The following is a 21,665-nucleotide window of genomic DNA, read 5'->3' on the forward strand; positions in this document are numbered from 1 at the left end:
AGCTAACACACCTGCGGCTCGAAGGGGGACGGGGATAGTCAGAAGCGGATCTTCATACCCACCGACGCTGATACATCAGATGACACGGAAGTATCACCACCACCATCCCATGTTTTTCCGATTTCAGTATAGCCCTGCACATCCGCAGTCACTGCCCATGTGGTGCCGACGGCAACTTCTGTAGTCTGGAAACGCTGGTTGGCATTGATATCCGTTGCTGCGGCGTTATTCGCCGTGTTTTTCCAGGTAACGGTGTCCTGTCCATCAGAAAGCTCCTGCCAGTAGTTGACGCGAACATACGGTTTCACTTTGCCGTAGTTAGTGTCGTAATCCGCCGCCAGGCGAACCCCAAGGCGACCAATAACAGAACCGTCAGCATTCACCGAGACTTTAGTTTTGCCGCGGTCTTTGAGTGTCACGTCGTCAAAATCACTGTATTGGTAGATAAGTTGCGCCTGCGGTTCAATCAGCCAGTTACTGTCACCCAGTTGCCACGGTTTACCCACTTCGACAGATGCCGTAAACGAGTTGCCATCAGGATGGTAAGTCTCGCGGTCATACATATTCTTCAAATCAACCGAGTGGTACCCGTACTGCAAAACATTATCGACATACAAGCCGTTGGTATCAGTCCAGGTTCCGTAGCCGCCAAGGTAAGACGAGAAAGTAGAGTTATAAGCGTCGCCGCCACTCATCCCGGTTATGCCACTGATTGAGCTGTCGGTATCCATAAAGGTGGTGTACAAACCCGCACGCCACTTCTCGTTCTGCCACAGATCAAGCCCCATCTGCATGCCATTGTAGTTGGTGCTACTTTGCGATTGGGTTGGGTCATCATGTTTCTGGTCGACCGACTTCACGATGTAACGCGCCCAGAAACGCCCTTCCTGATCTTCAGGCACATCGGCCTTGTACAGTTGTTCATCGCCCACACGCTGGTGAAGTGTGCCGAGCACAGTCAGATCGGCCTGGCGGATAATCGCGGCCAGCGTATCAAACCCTGGAACATCCGGACGATAGCCCGCGCGCAGGAACCAGTCCTCACCCGCTCCCTGAGCATTTCCGGCAAACAATTGGTATTCCCATGCTCCGGCAGTCAGGACATCGCCGCCGATGTTAAAGGCATCTTTCGTAGTCTGTGCGGTGGTAGTTGCACCATTAACTGCGTCAACAACCATAATGCCATCACCTGTAGTTGGCTCACCCAACTGGCTAACATCAATATCTAAAAACGTGCTGCCAGAAGCCGTGCCGCCATTGATAACCAAACGGTCAGCAACACCGGGGCTATGTTGTTGCGCAGCAATTTTCAGCGTGCCATCGACACCCACATAGTTACCATTCACCGTGAATGTTGATCCCACATCACCGCCACGCAAATTGATGGTTCCCTGGTTAACCGTATTGGCGACCGTCTGGCTGTAGCCCCCAGTATCCAGAGTGGCTCCACTGCTGACAATATGGCTGGATTTCTGGCTAAAGCGGTTCTCGCTCGACGCCAGCAAAGTCCCTTTTTCGACAAGAGTAATCCCGCTCCAGGTATTACTACCGTTGAGAATAGTGGTGCCACTACCTTGCTGCCAGACTCGTCCGCTGCCGGAGATATCACCGTTTAAAGTGAAGGTGTCGCTGCGGTTAATAGCAAGGGTCGCGTTGTCGACAATATTGCCACCCACATTACCCGCCGTGCCACCGTTGCCCAGTTGCAACACGCCATCACTAATGGTGGTAAGTCCTGCAAAACTGCTGTCCTGAGTGAGCGTCAAAGTGCCTTTACCCAGCTTGGTGAAGTCGCCGTTGCCGGTAACGGCACTTACCAGCGAAACCGAGTGGCCGTTGGTATCGATAGCCCCACCTACGCCGGAAAGCGTCACCTGGCGTGCCGTGTCAAAAGCGGCACCGTAGCGCAATGTGCCGCCGCTCAGACCAATGCCGGTTCCCGCAGCACCAAGGTTGCTGTCAGAAGAAACCTGCAACACGCCGCCGCTGACCTGCGTTCCTCCCTGGTATTGGTTATTACCATTGAGAATCAGGGTGCCGAGATCGGCTTTGTTGATGCCCCCTTCGCCGTCGATAACCGAGTTGATGGTCGCTGTGTAGCCCGCACTCGGTGCGGTGCCATCGCCTACGCGAATCACTGTATTGGCGGTATGCGTGGTGAGGTTATCACCGCCAATTACATAACCATCGGTGGCAAATTGTGCGCCGCTAATCGCGACTTCGCCCAGGCTTGTATCTATCGTGACATTACCCGCAGTGCCGCCAAATACCGCGAATGAGCCATCGCTAAACGGTGTATTAAAACGGCCGTCCGGGGTAGTGACGTCTGTCGTCCAGTTGTCATTACCGCTGCCGCTTTGCCAGATACCGTTGCCGCCGTCGATCTCGCCGTTGTTTTTCAGCGCCCCACCCGTACCGCCGAATCCATCCCAGAAGCGCATCACATAGCCGGTGCGGTTCACCAGATTGACCTGACCTGCAATTGAGGTTTGAACATAGAGATCGTCTGCTGCCGGAGGTGCGGAGCCGATATCCAGAATATTATCGGTCAACGCGCCGGTATAATTGAAGACGCGATAAACCCCGACATCAAAGCTGCCGCCCGGCGTCTGCGCGATATTCAGTTTGCCGTTAAGGTTGAGATCGCCATTGATGTTGATCAGATCGTTAAGTGCGCCGCCAACGGTGTAAGGCTGTCCGAACTGGAAGTCGACTTGCGAATTTTGGTTGAGTGTTAATGCGCCCATCGTCAGCACACCAACGCTTGAAAGGTCCTGCCCTGCGGCCAGGTGTCCGCCGTCATCAACAACAACGCTGCCACCCAAGACGCCTGCGCCACCGAGCGTTGCGCCGTTATTGACGGTGGTTTTACCTGTCGCAGCCACTTGATTACCGTTGATCAATAACACGCCCTGCTGCGCGGTGGTGCTGCCAGTCCAGGTGTTATTAGCGGTGAGATTCAACGTGCCCGTTCCCGTTTTCACCAGGCTTCCAGCCCCGTCGATGATTCCACTGATAGTGTCATTGCGCCCTAACGCACCTTCAATCAGAGTTGCTGCACCTAATGCAACGTTACCCGCACCTGATAGGGAACCCACTGATGTGCTCGCCAAAGCAGCACTGATATCAACTAAACCACCCGCCAGGTTAGATATTACCGCACCCGCGCCTTGCGCATTGTCGGCAAAAAGCACCTTGCCGCTGTTTGCCACAGTCGCGGAACCGGCATCTGCACTGCTTTGCAGCGCGAGTGTTGAGCTGGCGTCAACGGTTACATTTGCGTTATCACCGTGGCTTTCATCAGTGAATGTCGCATTAGCACCTTGTGTCAGATTGATGGTGCTCTGCCCGGCCCCTGCGGTGTCGTGGAATGCCAGACTCGCATCATTGACTTCAAAGGTATGGACCTCACCAGAGGCTGAATTATTGAGATTTAGCAATGCATTATTGGAAACAGAAACCTGGCTGTTCACCTTGCCAAACACCCCTGTAGCATTAGCATTGACGGTCAGTTGCCCGTTATTGTCGTTGCCGACAATATTTGTATCGCCCTGATAAATATTTTTCCGGTTCATCTCGAGGAAACTGCTGTCGCTGCCGCCCGAGGTATCATAGACGTTGAGCGGCCCATCACCGGCAATCAGACCCGCCGGCGTGAAGGTGTTACCGTATAAATCAAACGAACCACCGCTTGCGCCATCAAGATAAATATTACGATTAGTATTGAAATCAGCCCCAGCCTGCAAAGCCGAAGCATTTCTGATCGTTATGGATGTCCCTGAATCGCCCAGGCTTTCGTCTTTAGAGACCTGCAAAGTGCCGCCCCAGATCTCTACCCCGCCGCTGAAATCATTGATGCCATTGAGGATCAAACGGCCCGGATCGGTTTTCAGCAATCGCACCACACCGCTGTCTAACTCGTCCTGAACCAAATTCGCATTGATTGTCGTCGTCACATTATTACTGCCCGCAGCCCCGACCCGGATAACAAAGAAACTATCCGCCTCGGTTTCTCCATCCGACTGGAAACGGTTGGCCGGTTTTGGTGCCGTAGTATTGAAAGCATCCGTTACGGTGCTGATGTAATGCAATTGAGAGATGGCATTAAGTTGTTGCAGTACATAACCATCTGTCAGGAATTGCATACCAGAGGTGATGACTCGTCCATTGTCATTACTTATAGTGACAATGCCTTTTTGTCCCTCAAACACAGCAAAGGCAGTTGCTGCCCATGGCTCATTACCGACGCCATTTCCCTGAGTCCAGTTATTCGTCTGGCCGAATCGATTAGCACGCCAGACTCCATCCCCACCGTTGACATTATTATCGCCACCAACACCGCCAGTCCCATGACCCGCTGCGCTACCACCATCCCAGAACTGCAGTTCTGAAGCAGGATTCAAGTAATTCAGAATAAGGTTAACTTCATTAGGAAGAGCAGTCTGAATATAGTAATCACCACCATTATTCGCCGGAAGTGAAGCAATATTCATGATGTGATTAGTTAATTCTCCTACGTAGTTAAACAGGCGATAGACGCCCGGAATGAAGTAGCCCCCACTTGACAGCGTGACATTAAGATCACCATCAAGAACCAGATCCCCCCCCACATTCACGACATCGTTAAGTACCCCACCAGACACATAGGGTTCGCCCAGCTCAAACTTGCTGTTGGTGGTACTCGCCAACGTCAAATCGCCATTGATCGTCAGTTTGCCGACCCCACCATCTCCCGGCGTCAGCGTGGTGTTGCCTTCAAATGCGACATCCCCACCAATGGTGCCATTACCGCCTAATGTGGTGTTCGAATGGACGGTGGTAACCCCAGTTGCCTGGCTTTGATTACCGTTGACCAGCAATGTACCTTGATTAACTTCTGTCGCCCCTTTCCAGGCGTTGGCACCACCCAGTCGCGTAATCCCGATGCCATCTTGATGGAACGCCCCGCTCCCCGAAATCACACCGTTAAGGGCAATGTTGTCAGAACGGTCGATCGTCAAAATGCCATCATCGGTGATATTGGTAGTTTCAGACACACTACCGACAGTGCCACCATCACCCAATGCCAGTTCCGCCCCCGAGCCAATATAAGTGTTTCCAGTGTAAGTACTGTTGCCAAGCAATGTAGTTTTGCCCGCGCCGATGCGCTCCATGCCGCCGGTTCCACTGATAACCCCGGTATAAGTCTGGTCGCTTGCACCATCGAATGACAGCAGGCTGGTCGCGCCAGATGTGGTGACATTGTAATTATGAATGGAGGCGTCAGCGGACGTGGCAGCACTGATACCGCTGCGCAGCGTCGCGCCGTTATTGACATTAATGGCCTGCGCACCGGAGAGTGTCAGGTTATCGACAACTCGTGCATCGGTGGCGTCGCCATTTAAAGTCAGCGAACTCCAGCCGGTGCCGATATTGGTGCCTTTTGCCAGGTTATCGGCGTTAAAGCTTCCCAATAGTGCCGGAGCTGCGCCTTGATGTGTGCCATTGAGGGTCAGCGCGCTGTTAATGCCGCCGTTACTCAGAATATGGGTGACGTTCGCTAGTGAAACGTCGCCCAATGTGGCCCTGTCATTACCGTCGGCACCGCTGAAAGTCACGCCGCCGTTAAATGCCCCCGCCGTCCAACTGAACTGGTCGTTACCCGTTCCCAACACGATTTCACCACGCGTATTGGCACTCGCACCGCTTAATGCCACCACGTCATTGCCGCTACCGGTGAGAATAGCCTGCGCCGTGTTATTTGCCGCCAGCAAAGTACCACTATTGTTGACCGTCGTATTTCCCGCACCCGATGCATTAATCACGGCCGCACCGGCACCGAGACTGTTGATAGTGCCAGTATTAGTAATCGTGCGAGCCGTGTTTGCCACGCCATCGGTGGCGACTATTGCCGAACCGGCCCCCGCCGCCATATTGATGGTTGCACCCGAGCTCACATTGCCTGCTGTTCGCGCCAGAATCCCGACACTGTTAGCGCCATTCCCGTTGATGGTATAGCCATTAGCAATCGTCAGGTTTCCGGTGGTGGGATTGCCTGTCGCATTCATGAAGGCAAAACCGTAGCCGCTGCCGGAAATGTTGAGTGTGTTATTGGTCCCTGCTGCATTAAAGGTTACAGCCGTACGAATTGCCGGGCCATCCGAGGCATTAATCGTGACGCCATTAAGATTAATGTTGGACGTGTCAGCATTGTTGTTGATCCCAGCACCGCTGCCAGAGATATCGATAATGGTATTGGTCGCGGTAAAAGAGGTGGCTCCGGTGTCCATTCTCACACCATCGGCTCCACCAGATGCGGTGATATGGTTGCCCGTTCCGTTGACTGTTAGATTAGCGCCTGAACCAATCAGTTGAACCGCCGCCAGCCCACCCGTCGCATTGACGGTACCCAGACGGTTTACGATCGCATTAGCGCCTCCAACACGCAGGCCGACATTACCGCTTCCGGCTACACCGCTGACGCTAATGGTATTGTTATTGGTCAACACCCCATTATTCTGGATATTCACGCCGATATTATTGGTCCCAGAAACACTGACTGGGGCATTCACGATCGCCGAGCCATTATCGTGCAACAAAATCCCGGTGCTGCCCGTTCCATTCAAGGCAATTCCCGTGCCATTGAGGGTTAATTGCCCTAAGTGAGAAACGTTATAACCCGTAATCCCACTTTGAGAGGAACTGGTGGTAGTAGACGCATTGGAAGTAACGCGGGTAATAAGTTCTTCAGGATCAATAGTGCTGTCGATATTGTAATTCCGACCATCAACCACCACCGCAGTGGTATTGTTTCCGCCTAAAATAATCCCCCCATCGCTAATTGTCCCTACTGCACCGCCAGTGACTTTTACCCCGACTGCGCCATTACCGTTGACGAATATTTTGGCTGACCCGGTATCAAGCGAAGTCAGAGTATCGTCAGTGATATCCGTATTATTTTTGTCATCCAGACCGTTGGCAAATATCCCAGTAGCATTTTGACCATTAACCGTAAGTTGATAGGTTGAAGCTGCACCCGTGCTGCCAGCAAAAGAGGCCCCGTGGTCAACAGCGAATAAAATTGAGTCTTTTTGGCCGCTATCGGTAATAACCGCATTGCCGATATTGATCTGCGCTTCATCGCCCCAGGCGTAATAGCCTATCTGTTGGGTGTTTTCAAAAGAGAGTGTGGAGGCCGCGTTAATGTCGATTTGTGCATCGCCACGCGCGTGAACACCGATTGCTCCGGCGGATAACAGGCGAATAGTGGAGTTGAGGTTTACCTGGGCATGCTGGGTGTTCAGCCCCTCGGCGTACACCGCGTAGTTACGATAAGTATAGGGCTGGCCATCACTCCCGCCGGTATCGCCCGCCGTCCCCACGGTAATCGAGCTGCCTGCCGTCGTGGAAACCGTCGCAGCTGCTTTCTGCGCTGACACGTTAATCGCAATATTATTATCGCCATCAACGTTAATCACGCCTGAGTGGGTTACGGAGCCGATGTTATCGACAACATTCAGACCATAGTTAGCCGCCGCCGATCCATTCGTCAGTTTGCCTAAGACATTGATCGTGCCGCTGTTTGTCACAGCTCCTGTCGCACCCTGCACGGAAATCCCGGCCGCATTACGCGTTTTGGATTCAAGGGTGATGATGCCAGTGTTATTTACCGCTCCGGAACTTTGCGTATGGATACCGGCAGAAAGGTCTCCCCCGGTCATCGGTACAGCCGTCGGCGCAGTAGCATTTAAAACCGGCGTCACCCCGAGGTAAATTTTCCCGGCATTATTAAAGGTGGCACTGTCCTGCAGATAAACGCCGTAGCCGCCTGCTTTGCCCGCGGTGTTATTGCTATTGCCCACCACCGCAATCGTGGCATTGGCGGCGTTAGTGACCGCCGTTGAACCCGACGCGTTAATGCCTCGCGCGTTGTTGGTGGTGGTGTCGGTGATCGCGACGTTAATATGACCGTTGTTAGTCAAAGTGCTGCTACCGCTACCCTGCATCCCCACGCTGCCTGCGTTCGAGACATTCTGGTTTGCGCCATTTTTTTCAATAAACAGCCCGGCGTTTAAGGTGCCATTGTTGATGGCCGTGGCATCCGTGGTCAGCATGCCAATCGATATGGGGCTGCTTCCGCTACTGCGCCAGGCATTGATTGCACCATTGTTGGTGATGATTGCGTCATTGTCGGCACGCATTACCGCCTTCGCACCATCCACCGCCAGGCTACCACCAATGGTGACAAGTCCTGATGCGTTCCCACCTGTGGCATAAATAACGTTTAAATCACCCGTGTCGACGGTCGCGTTGTTGGTGTGAGGGCCTTTGTCGTCCCAGACGTGATACGTCAGGTTGATGCTGGTGTTTTCTTCTTTACCGAGCATTCCGGTAATAATCGCATCATAGGTGCTTTGAGCTTCGACCGAAGAGTCAATCACCTCGCCATTCACGGTAGCACCAGCCGTTAGCCAGTACTGTATCTGCGGTTTACCTGCGTACGCGCCCTGACCTATCAGGAAGTCGTTAACCCCGGCAATATCATTGGAGGAATTAATAACAAAGGTTTTATCAAGTAGCCTGACGACCCGGTTCCCGACCTGCTCATAATTGGGCAGCGTGATGGAGAAATCATACTTTGCACTTTGCGCCTGAAGGCTTTGAGTATCCGTTGACAGCACAATCGCCGGGCGAAAATGGATGTAGTTATCTGAACGCCATTCGGTACGGCTGGTTGCACTGCCACTTCCGTCCGCTTTTGCCAGCACGGAGTTTTTAGTTAACAAATCAATGGTGTTTGCTGCCGCGGCAATGGGAGCATTAGCGTCGCTTGAACCCACGTTGATATTGGCCTGCCCGCCGGTTGATGCCACAGACGCGATGCCAAAGTTATTAAAAATACGCATCGAGTTATGGTCATAAACGGGAAGCACCATATCGCTAACGGGCGTGTCACCCGCAGAAATAAAGGTCGACGAATCATAAACGCTGATGACCTGATAGCTGCCATCAAGCCCTGGAACTTCTACGTTTAGCTCCTGGCTTTCTTGCGGAACAGCAGGTGCCGGTGAGTAGGTATATTGCCCAATGTTTGCAGCCGTAATCGTGGTGGGATTTCCCGCCGAGTCGGTTGCGACAATAGTGATGATGCGGTTCGGATCGGTGCCGGTAGTACCAGGCAAACCGTTAATTACCGTGACACCCGTGCTGGTGCCGTTGGTTCCGGGAGAAATAGTCGGAATGGGGCCAAGGATATTTAGCTCGGTGCCAACCGGGTAATGGTTTGCAACAACCAGGCTATCAATAGTGAACGCATAGCCGGTTTCTTTCACGGCATCGTATGGAGGTAATAACACATAATTTGGGTATGCAACATTCCAGGTCACATCATCCGCATGGACAAGGGAGATGTAATTTCCGGAAAGTAGTAATGCCGCCGCTAATAGTTTTCTGCGGCCCCTTCCCCCCCTGCCACCTTTTTTTCCTGTCCGAGATATTTCTGCTACAGCAATAAAACTGTTCGCAACATGGCTCCACACCAGACGATAAATATTATTCATAAGGAATCTCTGCATGGCTAAAAAGGGTAATAACGCGCTGAAACATAAAGACAACGACAAACACGTGTCGAAACACTTTAAGTAACATTAGTACATAGCCGTGCATTGAGAAGTAAATGGTAGAAAAAGTATTACTTAACTAATACTTCCTCAGATAATGCGTTGAATATGGGGAAAACCTCCGCCCGATGGGCGGAGGTGAAGGGCTTAATTATCAGACATGTGACGCAGCGAGCTGCGGGTTATTCATATTGGTTGGTAACGCAGCAGTGGTGAGCGCTGCCGAAGGTGAAGTGTTCATTGCCGCCATTGCGTGAACAAGTTGCCCGGCAGCGTCAGATGCTCCATTTGAATTCGCGATCCAAACACCCGTGCTGAAATTTCCGTGCTGCCACATTTGATCCATTGAGGCTTCAAATGTTCCCTGAACACCATCAGTACGGTCAGCCCCCCATGGGTTGGCAACAATAAAATCATTGGTTTTCTCATCAAAACCGATAATCGCAAACGCATGTCCACTGATAAAATTTGATTGACCGGTGGTGGCATTTGTTGAGTTTTCCCAACTGGAAATTGCCGCGGGTGCACCATTGAGCACCGCAGTTTTTAGAGTTTCAAAATCCGTGGTGTCCCAGGTTCCTTCCGAAGTCGCGACTGCTCTTAGTATTGTAAGAGTGTCGCCGGTGACTTCCATTAACTTTGCTTTACCACCAACCAAGCTTGAGTAGCTATTCACATCATTTAAATAGGTCGCTTCAAATGCGACGTTCGCACGCTCAACAATCGCTACCCAACTTGAGTTTGATGAATTGGCCCCACTACTATAAGTATTACCATCAACTGTAACCCAGTGAGCCACACCATTATTAAAGAACCTTACGCTGTAAGTATCATTCGGGTTCTGAACAATCATCGATTTGATGAAATCAGGTTGTGCGTTCACCACCGTAATAAGTGAGGAAAGGAGCGAACAATCTGCTACTCCTCCTTGATGGATATCATTAATGCTTGGGCCACCTTTGGCAAACAGCGGGCGCCCATCAACGTGTGCCAATGAAGAAGACGCTGGCGCGTTCGCACCATCAAACCAGGTTGAAATTAACTGGTTAAATTGTGTGACAGACGAGCCAACAGCCAGGCTACCGATTCGCTCGCCAGGCCCCGTTGCCGTCCAGTTAATGGATGCGCCACCGGTGCCAATCAACCCATTGACCAGGGAATAGATTGCCGAATCAGTCCCACAGACATTGCCAATCGCCTGCACGTAATTATTTATATCGTTGAACTGGTTTTCGGTGAGGTCCCCCGTCAATTGCGAGGCAAAATCTTTAAGCACGGATTCAATAGTTGTGAAACTGAACAATGAAGCATCGTTGGTCACGGCGTTGTGCATGAGAGTTTTCAAACCGGTGTCGCTTATCGTATCGACTAACGAGAATCCTGTTTCGACAGAAGAGTTAATTAATGACCTCTGGCTTTCTGGCAACTGGGCCACTTGATCAAGGGACATCATTTGCGAAACCGTTAATAGCTGGTCGTTCGACAAAGACGACATGACCTCCGTTAACGCAGACAAATCATTCAAGGCCCAAAAGTGTTGATAATCCAGACTCGCAAATGTGACTGGGGTCAGGCTCGCAAGCTGTGTTGGGGTAATTCCCGCAAAAGCCGCAATAGTCAAATTGTTGAGGAACGCAGCAGTAAACGCGGAAATATCATTGGTAAATGCTGGCATTTGCGCAGCGGTAAACCCCTTGGCCGCATCCGGAGAGATCCAGTCAATATGCTGCAAAGCCTGAGTTTGCTCAGGACTCAATGAGGAAATTTGTTTCTCCGTCAGTCCCAGATATTCCGTTTTTGACATCTGCTCAATAGCTGAAACTGAAAGTTTAGAAATATCTAAATTCCCAAACTGTTCACTGGTCAAAGACTTCAGGTACGGTGCGGCTACAACCTGCTCTGCTGTTAATGCCGCCAGGTGGTTATTATCCCACTTACTGAAATTAGACGCATCAATATGGGATAACTGCGCGGCAGTCACGCCTTTGATGGCTTCATCGCTTAAGCTGTTAAACCACGTGGAAGTGAAATAGCCCATGCTAACGCTAATACTTTGCTGCTGCTCCTTTGTAAACACGGCAATAGCTTCGCTCAGTAGCCAGTCCACATGGTTCATTGCGTAGATTTGGTCGGTACTTAAGCTCGAAATTTGTCCGGCGGTAATCCCTTCATATTGCGAACGGCTCAAAGCGTTGATGGCTGAGGTTGACAGCTTAGAAATATTTAACAGACCAAACTGTTCTCCACTCAAATCGCCAAATTTATTCATACTGCCAATTTGTTCAGCGGTTAATGCTTGCAGATGTGCATTATCCAGAGCGGCCATTGTTGCCGCAGATATTTGCGCGGCCTGCGCTGGCGTCAACGCCTGGAATGCTTCAATACTCAGATGGTTTAACCAACCAGCTGTGAAGTAGCCCATGCTGATGTTAATACTTTGCACCTGTTCTGCTGTAAAGGCGGTGGCAGCATCATCTGGCATCCAGGAGGTATGCCACATTTCATATATTTGTTCTGGTTTTAAGGTCGCTATCTGCTGAGCCGTCAACCCTTCATATTCCGTTTGACTTAAATAGTTTATGGCTACTTTAGAAAGCTGAGAAATATTTAACAAACCAAACTGCTGGCTAGTCAACGCGCTCAGATGCGTTATGGCAGCAACCTGATCCGTCGTGAGCTGCGAAAGCATGTCATTGCTAAAAGATGATATCTGAGCGGCAGTAAAACCAGTGACTGTCGCTGCAGGGATCCAGTCAATACGTTGCATTGCCTGAATTTGTTCATTGCTTAGGGTGGAAATCTGATGAGCTGTCAGCCCTGAGTACTCAGTTACGGTCCATCCGGCGATAGTCGAAGCTGACATCGCGGAAAGGTCTAATAAAGCAAACTGTTCATTGCTCAAAGTGCTAATACCGGTGATTGCATTAACCTGGGCAGCAGTTAATGCTTTCAAGTGGGCATTATCCAGACCACTAAGGTCGCCAATCAACGCAACCTGCTCCCCGCTTAATGCCTTTAACGATGCAATGCTCAACTTGTTCAAATTAGCTGAGGAGAATTCTTCTGCATGGATACTCGCCATCTGTTCAGCCGTGAAGCCGGTAGCAGAATTAGCAGGGACCCAGTCAACGTGCTTCATGGACTTAACTTGTTCGAGACTTAAGGTAGAAATTTGGTGCGCAGTGAGGCCTGCGTATTGCGCCTGGCTCATATCAGCGAAAAACGAAGAGGGTAGCCCGGAAATATTCAGCAATCCGTACTGGGGGCTACTCAGTGAAGCCAGATCAGGAATTAAAGCCACCTGTTCGGATGTTAAAGCCTTGAGATGTCCATCGTTTAAGGCCGCCAGCTTCTCAGACGATATCGCCTTGATATGTTCTGCATCCAGCAGGCAAAAATCCTGTAACTTTATCTGGTTCAGTTTGTTGATCGGTATCCCTTTAAAAGCTTCAGATGTGAGGCTGTTCAGCCAGGTCGCCGAGTACCACTGGTAATTATCATTAATACCGGCCACCTGATCAGCAGATAAAAGGCCCAGATGTTTAGTATCAAGTTTAGCGAGGCTGCTAAAAGTCAGCCTTGTCATCTGATCCGGCGTAATGGCTTTTGTTGCTGCTTCATTAAGCTGGTTTAACCATTCGCCAGTAACGATATAAAAATCCACCGCCAGTGCTGGAATTTGGTCTGCCGTAAAGCCGGATATGGCTTTGGGCGCAACCAGTTGTGCATTGCTCATCAAGTGAACCTGTGCAACGGTCATTTTGCTGACAAAATCAGCGGTAAGTGACGCGTAATCGGAAGCAGTCCAGGAACTAATTTTATTGAGGTCAGGTAGTGAAGCGTTGTTTGGTGTGGAGTCAGGCACAGTTTTTCCTTTTGCCAAAATGAGTACTTATTTCGAGTTATATAAAAAACCAAATAATCATGTTAAAGATTTATTTGATTAAGAATTATTTTGATTTTTCCAATAAAAATAAAGAGATGCATTCTTGTAAATATTATCAATCAAACTATGAGTCAGCAGCTTTATTTTCACGTGAGACTTCCGGGCAATGCATTAAATATAGACATTTCAAAACAACCATATATTTACATGTCGCAGGTGGTTTCTTACCAATATAAACATATTTGCTTTTTTTATGATCGCAAAAACATTAAATACGAATGCAATGGTACGCAGCTGTTAAAAAAAACCAACAAAACACAATTCAAATTAACAAAGCTCAGGACAATCAATATCACCACTATTGTCCAAAAATACCCAACTTTCACCTAAATACACATTTTACAACCCATAATGGCTGTGATATTTAATCGCGCACATCCTATATAGCCTCTTATAACTGGCCCTGTTAATTAATATGACTCTTTTGTTGTCGGCGGTATCCCATGGATAGTGGTTTCTTCTGTTTGCAGGTCATCGGTGCTTTCCATCAGGTCGCGGTCGACAAAATTAACCTTCAGCATAAATTTGCAGGACATCTTGAGATATCCCCGGACGGGCAGCCCGTGTTTGGCCGCATGGCTATATTGCTGGCAGCTCAGGAATTAGGGCTTAAAACAAAAGTCGTGCGGCAGGATGTGCGCCGAATGGATAAAGCCGCATTACCTGCTGTGGCTCAGCATCGTGATGGGCGTTATTTCATACTGGGGAAATATGATCCGGGTAGCAAGAATGATAATCATATCGTAAAACCTCGTTTACTTATTCAATATGAAAACTGCCCTCCTGAATTTATTTCCATTGATGAATTGCCCGATATTTGGACGGGCGAAGTCATTTACTTCGCAAGCAAAGTAAATTTCACAGGAACATTAGCAAAATTCGATTTCACCTGGTTTATTCCGGCACTGATCAAATACCGGAGGATTTTAGGTGAAATAATGCTCATTTCCCTGGTATTGCAGTTAATCGGCTTAGCCACCCCGCTTTTCTTTCAGGTGGTGATGGATAAAGTTTTGGTTAATCATGCAATGAAAACTCTGCATGTTGTTGCTATTGGCTTAGTGGCAGCAAATATATTTGAAGCTTTATTGAGCGGAATTCGCACCTGGGTATTTGCACATACCAGTAGCAAGCTTGATGTCGAACTCGGCGCGCGTCTATTCCGCCATATGCTCAACCTGCCGATTGCTTATTTCCAGAGCCGACGCGTAGGAGATTCGGTAGCGCGTGTGCGAGAGCTGGAAAATATCCGTTCGTTTCTGACAGGTAATGCCATCACAGTCGTGCTCGATATTCTTTTCTCGTTCGTCTTCCTCGCCGTAATGTTCAGCTACAGCGTTAAGTTGACACTTATCGTGATTGCATCGATCCCACTCTATGTTTTTTTATCGCTGGTGTTCACACCGGTGCTGCGCCGTCGGCTAAATGAAAAATTCAATAAATCGGCCGAAAACCAGTCGTTCCTCGTTGAAACCATCAGCAATATAGACACCGTAAAAGCCATGGCCGTTGAGCCGCGCTGGGTTAAAAACTGGGATGACCAACTAGCGGGTTATGTGACTTCCGGGCTTTCAGCCACCAATATCTCAACTATCGCCAGTGGCGGTATTACGCTTATCAGTAAACTGGTGACCGCCGCTATTATGTGGATTGGTGCAAGTCTGGTTATCGATAACCAGATGACCGTTGGTGCGCTCGTAGCGTTCAATATGCTCTCCGGCCAGGTGTCACAGCCGATTTTACGCCTGGCGCAGTTATGGAATGATTTTCAGCAGGTCGGTATTTCCATGAGCCGCCTTGGCGATATTTTAAATACCCATCCTGAAGTTGTTGACCAGAAATCACGGTTGCCGCGACTCAACGGCGCAATTGAATTCGACCAGGTGACTTTCCGTTATCGCCCGGACGCTTCTGAAGTGTTACGCAAAGTGAGCCTGACGATTACCCCCGGCGAAGTGATTGGTATTGTCGGGCGATCCGGTTCAGGAAAAAGCACCCTGACGAAACTGGTGCAGCGGCTATACATCCCCGCAAGTGGCCGCGTGCTACTGGACGGGCACGATCTCGCGGTGATAAACACCACGTCTCTCAGGCACCAAATTGGTGTGGTGCAGCAAGAAAACAACCTGTTTAACCGCTCGATTCGCGCCAATATCGCGCTGACTAATCCGACGCTGCCGATTGAAGCGGTGATTGAAGCCGCGAAACTTGCCGGTGCGCATGAGTTTATTTGTGAGTTACCGGAAGGCTACGACACCATGGTCGGTGAGCACGGCACAGGTTTATCTGGCGGCCAGCGCCAGCGTATTGCCATTGCGCGCGCCCTAATCTCAAATCCACGTATTTTGATTTTCGATGAGGCAACCAGTGCGCTGGATTATGAGTCGGAAAAAATCATCCAGGACAATATGCGTCGTATCTGTGAAGGCCGAACGGTATTGATCATCGCACATCGCCTGTCTGCGGTGCGTGAAGCCAACCGTATCGTGGTAATGGAGCGCGGAGAGATTGCCGAAGTCGGTCATCATGATGAACTGGTTCAACACACCGGTGGGATCTACGCGCATTTATATACTCTGCAACAAGGCCCGGTAAGAGAGGCCTGCGTATGAGCCTCAAACTCCGCTATACCGCGTGGTGCGAATTGATGAAACGCTACCGTTCTCACTTTGCGTTTTTCTGGAAGCAGCGCCACTCACTCACGCCACCGGCTTTGAAAGCAGACGAAGCGGAATTTCTACCGGCGGCGCTGGCATTACAACTGGCCCCCGTTTCACCTACTGCTCGCTGGACGGCGCGCCTGCTTATGGTGTTAATCGTTTTCATGGTGCTGTGGGCGGTATTGGGTAAGGTTGACATTATTGTTTCCGCCAGCGGGAAAATCATTCCCTCAAGTCACGCCAAAACGATTGCCTCTGTAGAAACCGCGCGCGTTGAACATATCTTTGTTACCGATGGGCAAACTGTGCATACCGGTGAACCACTCCTGCTGCTTGATACGCAAATTATCGACCATGAAAAAATGCGCGCTGAAGTTGGCCAGGATAACGCTGCCTTGCAGGTTGCACGCTCGCGCGCCTTGCTGGCATCCATCGCCGCTCATCAATTTATTGGACTGAGCGATATAGAGAACATCACGCCAGAAAAGGTCGCTGATGCCCGTCAGCATCTGGCCAGCCAGTGGCTGAACGTAGAAAGCAGACTACGGGATCTGGATGGGGAAATTGCCCGTTACAGCCAGCAATTACCGATTGTTCGTGCGCGGGCACAAAATTATAAAGATCTGGCCCAAAACCATGACGTGTCGGCCACTTCATGGCAGGAAAAAGAGCAGGACAAAATTGAGCTGGAAGGCAAACTCGCCGATGCACGCCACCAGCGTGATTCATTTATCGCAGATACTCGTAAGAAAACCGAGGATGAGCTCAATGACGGGTTACGCCAGCAGGCCGAAGCACATCAGGATGTGCAACGAGCCGACGCCCATAAAACTCAACTTCAGCTCACCGCCCCGGTTGACGGCACAGTACAACAATTAGCGGTACATACGGTTGGTGGCGTAGTAACAGACGCCCAGCCGTTGATGGTCATCGTACCCAAACAAAATCAGGTCGAGATCGAAGCAATCGTTGAAAACAAAGACATAGGTTTTGTGCACAAAGGCCAGCATGCCGCTGTGAAAATCGAGGCATTTGACTACACCAAATACGGCATGATGCAGGGTGAAGTGACTTATGTTTCCCGCGATGCATTGAATGCCGGAACCAGCAATGCAGCCGAAAGCGCACCATCTGGCCATAGCGATAACACGCAGAAATCACAGAACTCGCAATACGCCATTCATATCAAACTTGACCACAAAACGATGGATATCGATGGCGAACCCTCGACACTACGACCGGGCATGAGCGCATCAATTGAAATAAAAACAGGTAGCCGTCGGGTCATTGAATATTTCCTCTCACCTCTGATTCAGCATTCGCATGAGAGTCTCAATGAACGGTAAAAAGTATTTAGCCTCTGTCTGTCTGTTGGGTTTACTGGTGCTGCCCACGGCCTGGAGTGAAGGGATCAATAATGTGCTCGATGATCCACTTCAGGCCAATCCCGACCAATTACAGGCGGGGGCGACGCTCCCAGACCAGAGCCGAATAAATTGTGCGACGTCAGTTGATTTCAGCCAGCCGCTAGCCCTGAACGACGCGGTGGATACCGCGTTGTGCAATAACCCACAAATCCGTGCCACCTGGGCGGAAATTAAAGTACAAAGCGGCGTGGTTGGCGAAGCCAGAGCCGCTTATTTGCCGACAATTAGCGCCACCGCCAGCCGACTCAGAGACACCAACACCGTCCCTGCGAGTTTTTTTGAACCCAGCACCACGACCACCACACGGGGTAATCAGTACTACGGTTCATTAAACTGGCGATTATTCGATTTCGGTGGCCGCTCAGCCAATCGCGAATCCGCTAATCAGATGTTACTGGCGGCCATTGCCGGGCACGACGCATCCTTGCAAAAAACAATGGCATCGGTGATTCAGGACTATTTTGAGGCGATGACCAGCGAAGCGGAAATGAATTCCCGCCAGCAAATCGCCGAGCTTGCCCAGCAGACACTTAGTGTGGCAAAGCGGCGTGAGGAGAAAGGGGCAACGACCCAGGATGATACGTTGCAGGCCGCAACCGCACTGGCGAAAGCGCAGCTGAACGCCATACATGCCAGCGGTGATTACCAGAAAAATCTCGCGGTGCTTAAACAGGCCATGGGGATAGATCTCGCCACCGGCATTCACTTACCGGCGCAACCGGATACGGTGATCCCTGCGGATATTCACGATCTTAATCAATGGCTTAAACAGGCTGAAACCCGTCACCCTGCGATTCAGCAAGCCCGGGCAAAATGGCTGGCTGATAAAGATAAAATCATCCAGGTACGCTCAGATGGTTTACCAACTATAGATATGACAGCGCATATCTCGCAAAACGGTTTCCCTAATCAGGGGCTGTCATCCAGCACTGAAACCAGTAAAGAAGTTGGCCTGACACTGACGGTTCCGCTGTTCGATGGCTTCAGTCGCCATTACAAAATTCTCGAAGCGCGGGCACAAGCTGAACAGAGCGAAGCACAACTTGAAGACACGACCAACCAAATCCTTACCGATGTGGTTAAAGCTTACGCCGACGCCAAAACCGCACTGGGTGTGCTGACCGTAAGCCAACAACTGCTCGATGCCGCACAAGCTGGGGTCGATTCTTCCCGTCGCCGTTACGAGAAAGATGTGGCCGATATTCTTGAAGTGTTAAATGCTCAGTCTGCGCTCGCGGACGCGCAACAACAGCGAATTCAGGCTATTGCCGAATGGCAATCCGCGCGCTTAGGCTTGCTGGCGAATACCGGGATATTAAGTCAGTTGCCGGGGGCAGAAAAAGTGAATGAGTGACAGACGCCAAAACAGTAAAAGAGATATTCCCTCGAGGGAAGCTTGACCTTCCCCTGAGGGGAAGGTTTAAGCTTGTCGTACTGTTAAATAAAAGGAGTCTGAAAATGTCTCACGTTATCGATCTAAACCTTGATGGCCTGACCTGTGGCCATTGCGTTAAACGCGTTAAAGAAAGCCTGGAGCAACGTCCTGACGTTGATACAGCTGAAGTCACGCAAACTCACGCCAGCGTAACCGGAACGGCTTCCGTTGATGAGTTAATCAACACCGTAAAACAAGCCGGGTACGAGGCAACTGCGGCCAGCCACCCAAAGTCTGATCCGCTGACAGAGTCATCAATCCCGTCGGAAGTGCTGACAGCGGACGCATTGAAGCTTCCGACAGCTACCGAAGATGACGACGATAGCCAACAGTTGTTGATCAACGGGATGAGCTGTGCCAGCTGCGTGACCCGGGTACAAAGTGCATTGCAAAATGTCCCTGGTGTCAGCCTGGCGCGGGTAAACCTTGCCGAGCGCAGCGCCCTGATTATGGGCTCTGCCTCTGCCGAATCTTTAGTAAAAGCGGTGGAAAGTGTCGGGTATGGTGCAGAAGCCATCGAAGATGATGCGAAACGCCGTGAACGCCAACAAGAGACCGCCAACGCCGCCGTTAAGCGCTTCCGCTGGCAGGCTATTCTGGCCCTGGCTGTCGGTATCCCGGTAATGGTCTGGGGAATGTTTGGTGACAACATGATGGTCACCGACGACAACCGCTCGTTATGGCTGACCATCGGGATTATCACGCTGGGCGTGATGGTGTTCGCCGGTGGGCATTTCTATCGCAGTGCCTGGCGCAGCTTGCTCAACAAAACCGCCACCATGGATACCCTGGTTGCGCTAGGAACCGGCGCCGCGTGGATTTATTCCATTACGGTGAATATCTGGCCACAGCACTTCCCAATGGAAGCTCGCCACCTCTATTACGAAGCCAGTGCGATGATTATCGGCCTGATAAACCTTGGGCATATGCTGGAACAACGTGCGCGCCAACGCTCTTCTAAAGCGCTGGAAAGGTTGCTGGACTTAACCCCGCCGACCGCGCGCGTGGTCACCGAAGAAGGTGAAAAGACGCTGCCACTGGCAGAGGTCACCGCAGGCATGATCTTGCGTTTAACCACCGGTGACCGCGTGCCGGTCGACGGTGAAATCACCCAGGGCGAAGCCTGGTTTGATGAAGCGATGCTGACCGGAGAACCTGTTCCGCAGCAAAAATCCAACGACGAACCGATTCATGCAGGCACCGTGGTACAAGACGGCAGCGTATTATTCCGTGCCACCGCAACCGGCAACCACACCACGCTTTCGCGCATTATTCGTATGGTGCGCCAGGCGCAAAGCAGCAAGCCTGAAATTGGCCAGCTTGCCGATAAAATCTCGGCGGTATTTGTGCCTGTCGTAGTGCTGATTGCTTTGTTTAGCGCCGCAATCTGGTACTTCTTCGGCCCGGCTCCGCAAATTGTTTATACACTGGTGATTGCCACTACTGTACTGATTATCGCCTGCCCTTGTGCCCTGGGTCTGGCAACACCAATGTCGATTATTTCCGGTGTAGGTCGTGCCGCTGAGTTTGGCGTATTAGTGCGTGATGCCGATGCCCTGCAACGCGCCAGCACACTCGATACAATTGTGTTTGATAAAACCGGTACGCTAACCGAAGGCAAACCGCAGGTTGTCGCCGTCGTGACTTACAACGACTGTTCAGAAGCTGATGCATTAAGACTTGCGGCGGCCCTTGAACAAGGATCAAGCCACCCACTTGCTCGCGCTATTCTCGATAAAGCCGAAGGGGCTGAGTTACCGCAGGTTAATGCCTTCCGCACCCTACGTGGGTTGGGGGTTAGCGGTGAAACCGAAGGGCATCAATTACTGCTTGGCAACAAAGCACTGCTTGATGAGCAAAACGTCGATACCGGCCCTATGGCTGCTGAAATTGAAGCACAGGCAAGCCGTGGTGCAACTCCGGTGTTGCTGGCGGTCGACGGTAAACTGGTCGCCCTGCTCGCCATCCGCGACCCGCTGCGTGCCGACAGTATTAACGCACTGCAACGCTTACACCGTAACGGCTACCGCCTGGTGATGTTGACCGGCGACAACCCCACTACGGCTAACGCCATCGCCAAAGAAGCGGGTATTGATGAGGTCATCGCGGGCGTATTGCCGGATGGCAAAGCCGAAGCGATTAAAAAGCTGCAACAACAAGGGCGACAAGTTGCGATGGTCGGCGATGGTATCAACGATGCGCCAGCGTTAGCACAGGCTGAAGTGGGTATTGCAATGGGAGGTGGTAGCGATGTTGCTATCGAAACGGCAGCGATTACGTTGATGCGACATAGCCTGGTGGGTGTCGCTGATGCGCTGGCAATATCTAAAGCGACTTTGCGTAACATGAAGCAGAACCTGGTTGGGGCGTTTATCTACAATACGCTGGGTATCCCAATTGCTGCGGGGATTTTATATCCGCTAACCGGAACGCTGCTTAACCCGGTAGTTGCAGGTGCTGCAATGGCACTGTCATCTATTACTGTGGTCAGTAACGCCAACCGTTTGTTGCGCTTTAAACCGAAGGACTGAATGACCTTCCCCACGGCGTAAAAACCGTGGGGAAATTTGCACCAGGCCACTCGCAGCGGTAGCATGA

At 50.9% G+C, this 21,665-nt stretch carries 6 protein-coding genes; 4 read left to right on the plus strand and 2 right to left on the minus strand.

Features of this window, described 5'->3' with window-relative positions:
• Positions 1 to 38 precede the first annotated feature (38 nt).
• Both LVQ76_RS01995 and LVQ76_RS22365 read right to left on the minus strand, forming a co-directional pair.
• Positions 39 to 9,539, minus strand: a complete 9,501-nt coding sequence (locus tag LVQ76_RS01995; RefSeq protein ID WP_232920848.1) for an autotransporter-associated beta strand repeat-containing protein — start codon at positions 9,537 to 9,539, stop codon at positions 39 to 41.
• A gap of 214 nt (positions 9,540 to 9,753) precedes the next feature.
• Positions 9,754 to 13,464, minus strand: coding sequence for a C2 family cysteine protease (locus LVQ76_RS22365; RefSeq protein ID WP_232920849.1), 3,711 nt, complete (start codon positions 13,462 to 13,464; stop codon positions 9,754 to 9,756).
• Positions 13,465 to 13,988: 524 nt separating this feature from the next.
• Here LVQ76_RS22365 and LVQ76_RS02005 point away from each other — a divergent pair.
• From LVQ76_RS02005 to copA, 4 genes are all read left to right on the plus strand, one after another.
• Positions 13,989 to 16,157, plus strand: a complete 2,169-nt coding sequence (locus tag LVQ76_RS02005) for a type I secretion system permease/ATPase (RefSeq protein ID WP_232920850.1) — start codon at positions 13,989 to 13,991, stop codon at positions 16,155 to 16,157.
• Positions 16,154 to 17,551, plus strand: a complete 1,398-nt coding sequence (locus LVQ76_RS02010) for an HlyD family type I secretion periplasmic adaptor subunit (RefSeq protein ID WP_232920851.1) — start codon at positions 16,154 to 16,156, stop codon at positions 17,549 to 17,551. Before LVQ76_RS02005 ends, LVQ76_RS02010 begins: the two co-directional genes overlap by 4 nt.
• Positions 17,541 to 18,986 (plus strand): TolC family protein, encoded by a 1,446-nt coding sequence (locus LVQ76_RS02015; RefSeq protein ID WP_232920852.1) that lies wholly within the window; start codon positions 17,541 to 17,543, stop codon positions 18,984 to 18,986. Before LVQ76_RS02010 ends, LVQ76_RS02015 begins: the two co-directional genes overlap by 11 nt.
• A gap of 104 nt (positions 18,987 to 19,090) precedes the next feature.
• Complete coding sequence (copA, locus tag LVQ76_RS02020) at positions 19,091 to 21,598, plus strand: copper-exporting P-type ATPase CopA (protein ID WP_232920853.1); 2,508 nt, start codon at positions 19,091 to 19,093, stop codon at positions 21,596 to 21,598.
• Positions 21,599 to 21,665 lie beyond the last annotated feature (67 nt).

This window comes from Buttiauxella cochleicola (assembly GCF_021283185.1).
GTDB classification, from domain to species: Bacteria; Pseudomonadota; Gammaproteobacteria; order Enterobacterales; family Enterobacteriaceae; genus Buttiauxella; species Buttiauxella massiliensis.